Genomic DNA, 3,496 nt, shown 5'->3' on the forward strand with positions numbered 1-3,496 from the left:
GCTGTAGCGTCCTTCGCTTTCGGCCTCAAAGGGGAAAGCAGACATGTTGCCGACGGCAGCGGCAAATTCATTGTGCGCCGAGAGGGTGTAGGACCTTTTGCCAGCGAGATCCTTGCCCTTCATGAATTTGGTAGCAAGCCATACCGAGCCGGACTTGTCGGTGATCTGGCTTCGGGCGAAGTCCGCATCGATAATAAGCCGGTCCGGCAGGCCTTGGCGCATGACGGGTTCCCAGCCATGATCCGGATCCATCAAGGTGCCAATTGCTGCGCGACCGAGCCAAACGCCCATCTGGTTGACGATGGCCCCGATGCCGAGTTCGATCAGGCCGTGCTGATTGAAATATTCGTCCTGGTTGCCATCCACAAGACAGGGGGTTGGACACACGTTTTCCGAGCCGGGCGTCAGATGGTGCAGGTTGCGCGGAAAGCCCTTGCGCAGGGTGAAGGTGGGGCACCGCCACGGGTAGTCAGCGCCAAGCAGGACCTCAACGCGTTCGACCGGCAGGACGCCGTTAGGGGCGGTGCCCTTGGCGTGCCAGTGCGTTGGCATCTCCACGGCCAGATCAAGGAACAGGGTCGCCACGTCGTCACCGACGGCGATCAGGCCACAGCGCTGGCATTGCGGAATCTCTGTTGCGACACGCAGAAAGTGTTCCGCGTGCCGCTTCATGTCTGCCGAGGCCATGGCTCAGCCGTGGGATCTGGGCGTCGTCGTCACTCCGGTCACGCCGGCGATCGAGGCGGCCTTTTTCGGGGTCAGCGCCAGCTGCTTGGATGTGCCGACGCCGGTGATGTTGAACTCGACCGGCCCGTCGTGCTCATCGGCATACTCGGTCGTGCAGATGAAGCGTTCGGCCGAGGTGATCGAGACATATTCCCGCTTGGCCCGCTCATGAGGCGGGTTGTCGTCGTCCTTTTTGATGGGCTTGCAGGAGGCGACGATGATGGCGCCGTCACGGGTCTGGGAGAGTGCGTTCCTGGCGTCCTCGGACACCTTGACCTTCTCGCCCATCTCGGACCAGCGGTCGTGGCTCAGGGTGCGCCAGGAGCAGTGGTGCGGCGTCTCCATGACATCGTAGCTGAGCCAGTCCTTGTTACTGTCCTTGTGGCGCTGCCACAGCCGGTCCCAGATGGAGACGTCCGCGTCGCCACCGGTCAGGAAGCGGCAGCGGTCGGCCACGCCGTCGCCGGCGATGGAGAACCGCACGATCGCCGAGGAGTTGTTCTTCTCGAGGACTTCGATCAGCTCCTTGTCGTCTTCGTCGACGTACATCGGCGCCAGCAGGCGGCCTTCGAACTGGCCCGTGTTCACGCGGTCAGCTGCGGTCAGCAGGCCGTCCTGCTTGACCGGGATGTCCGTGAGATCATCGGTCTTGCCGTCTTTATCCTCACCGAGGATCAGGATGCGGTCGCCTGAACCGGTGCCGGTCAGGCCCTTCTCTTTGAACAGCGCGACCCGGCGCCGCGCTTCGGTGGCCCACGCCTTGGCCTCGTCGCAGAGCTTGTGCTGCTTGCTGGCGCGCCGGAACACGATCGGCGACGACCACATTTCGCGGATCAGGATGAGGTTCTCGTCACCCTCCGGGAAATCCTCGGGCGGGCCGAGGTGGAAATGCGTCGTGAGCCCGGTCACGTGGTCGGAATCCGGGTGCGAGAGCAGGAAGGCGTCGACGTAGAGCCGGCCCTTGTCGTCGCGGGAGAGGCGCCTCTTGAGATCCTGGGCAACGTCGTAGGTGTCGTCCTCGGGATCGTCGGCGGCGGCGCGGATGTTGATGTCGACGAGGATCGTTTGCCGAGCTAACCCATGGAAAGCTTGCGGCCCTCGGCATCCTCGCCGCCGTGCATGCGGGCTACCTGATCTTCGGCGTCACCAAGCGAGCCACGCTTGACGCCTCGAAGGCATATGCCCGCCAACTCACCCTCAGCTGCGAGACGCTGATGGTGCAGATGAAATCGGCCTGAGCTGCAACGTTCCCTGTGGCGCGCACGAGTGTCGCCAAGCTGTACAGGTTCAGGTTTTTGAGCCAAGCTGGTGCGGAAATTGAAAGCCTGCCCGTGACCGACCGCGAAATCCACCTTTACCTCGATGACAGCGGCAGCCGTGAGCCAGACCGAGAGCCCAGAGAGAAGCGCCGGGACGAAATGGATTATTTCGCCCTCGGCGGCATCCTCATCAACGAGGAAGACGTCGATGAGCTCTATGCCCGCCACAAGGCCTTCTGCCAGAAGCACGGCATCACCTACCCGCTCCACTCCTGGGCGATCCGGGGCGGCCGTGGCGACTTCGGCTGGCTGAAGAAGCCGGAGTCCGCTTTTGAATTCCTGGGAGACTTGCAGGGGATGCTGCTTGGGCTGCCCGTGATCGGCATCGCCGCGGTCATCGACCGACCGGGCTATGTTGCCCGCTACCGCGACCGGTACCGGGACCAGCTCTGGTTCATGTGCAAGACCGCCTACTGCATCCTGATCGAGCGCGCCGCCAAATATGCCCGCAGCCAGGACCGCAAGCTGCGCGTGTTCTTCGAGCGCGCCGGCAAAGCCGAGGACCGCGACCTGGTGGCCTACACGCGGATCCTGAAGACGCAGGGGATGCCGTTCGACGGCGCCAACTCCGCCAGCTACGGGTCGTTAACTGCCGAGGAGTTCAGGGACATCGTGCGCGGGGAGCCCCGCGGCAGAACCAAAGCCACGCCGATGTTGCAGATCGCCGATCTCTACCTCTATCCGATGGCCAAGGGCGGCTATGACCCGTCCTACCGGCCCTACAGGGCCCTGATGGACCACAAGCGTCTCATCGACGCGCACCTGCAGCCCGAGGACCTGGCATCCTGCGGCATCAAATACAGCTGCTTTGAACGGATAAAAAACAAAGACCCGGACTAGCCGGGCCTTCGTTTTGAAAAGTTCGGCTGGCGCCTGGCGCCAACCCCGGAGCGATGCTCACGCCCAAAGTATGGGTATTGACGCTCTCTTTGTCAACACCCCGGGTGAACCTCTGGTCGGGGGGTCCCTATCTTATCACTTGCATATAGCACGGTTCGTCTGATCGGCACTTCATATTATCAAGTCCTCTTCTTTGGGTGCAGCGCGGTTCCCCGGCCCCTGAATCCAGGGACATAGGCCGGGCGAACCTTGAAACACCCTCCCCCTGAATGCAGAACCGTCCCCAATGCCCTTGCGTCATCACGGGAAACCACCATATCTAGGCGCAGTTCATCACAGGGAGCCTCAGATGGCCCAGCCAGAAACCGCCAAGGCAGACGTCGACAAGCTACGCACCAACGAGAAGAAGTGGACCAAGGCACTCATGGCCACGGGCTGGAGCGCTTTCCCCAACATCATCATCGAGAAGCAGCAGGCTCTCGGCCTCGATGCGCTCGACATGAACATCATCATCCACCTGGTCCAGTACTGGTGGCTGCCCGACAACCTTCCCCACCCCTCGGTCGAAACCATCGCCAAGGCGATCGGGGTGACGCCCCGCACCATTCAGA

4 protein-coding genes and 2 pseudogenes are annotated in these 3,496 nt (G+C 62.4%); 4 read left to right on the forward strand and 2 right to left on the reverse strand.

All coding sequences use genetic code 11. The features are described from left to right. Together EN742_RS28365 and EN742_RS28370 are read right to left on the reverse strand one after the other, a co-directional pair. Window positions 1–687, reverse strand: a pseudogene (locus EN742_RS28365) (hypothetical protein); the annotation flags it as partial. 3 nt (window positions 688–690) lie between these two features. Then, window positions 691–1,635, reverse strand: a complete 945-nt coding sequence (locus EN742_RS28370; RefSeq protein ID WP_189347894.1) for a hypothetical protein — start codon at window positions 1,633–1,635, stop codon at window positions 691–693. Between EN742_RS28370 and EN742_RS38790 the strand changes: the two genes are divergently transcribed. The 4 genes and pseudogenes from EN742_RS38790 to EN742_RS28380 all read left to right on the forward strand — a co-directional run. After that, window positions 1,615–1,803 carry a hypothetical protein gene (locus tag EN742_RS38790; protein WP_189521625.1) on the forward strand — a complete coding sequence of 63 codons (189 nt, stop codon included), beginning with the start codon at window positions 1,615–1,617 and terminating at the stop codon, window positions 1,801–1,803. The two genes, EN742_RS28370 and EN742_RS38790, sit on opposite strands and share 21 nt — an antisense overlap. A gap of 38 nt (window positions 1,804–1,841) precedes the next feature. Next, window positions 1,842–1,964, forward strand: coding sequence for a hypothetical protein (locus EN742_RS40110; RefSeq protein ID WP_268931439.1), 123 nt, complete (start codon window positions 1,842–1,844; stop codon window positions 1,962–1,964). Between the two features lie 93 nt (window positions 1,965–2,057). Beyond that, window positions 2,058–2,885, forward strand: coding sequence for a DUF3800 domain-containing protein (locus tag EN742_RS28375; protein ID WP_091600501.1), 828 nt, complete (start codon window positions 2,058–2,060; stop codon window positions 2,883–2,885). 349 nt (window positions 2,886–3,234) lie between these two features. Then, window positions 3,235–3,496, forward strand: a pseudogene (locus tag EN742_RS28380) (helix-turn-helix domain-containing protein); the annotation flags it as partial.

This window comes from Mesorhizobium sp. M4A.F.Ca.ET.020.02.1.1, from assembly GCF_004022645.1.
Lineage (GTDB): Bacteria > Pseudomonadota > Alphaproteobacteria > Rhizobiales > Rhizobiaceae > Mesorhizobium.

Bases quoted from the DNA above. Each gene is read 5' to 3' on its own strand.
- EN742_RS38790 (WP_189521625.1), top strand. From the start codon at position 1,615: ATGCGTCGTGAGCCCGGTCACGTGGTCGGAATCCGGGTGCGAGAGCAG.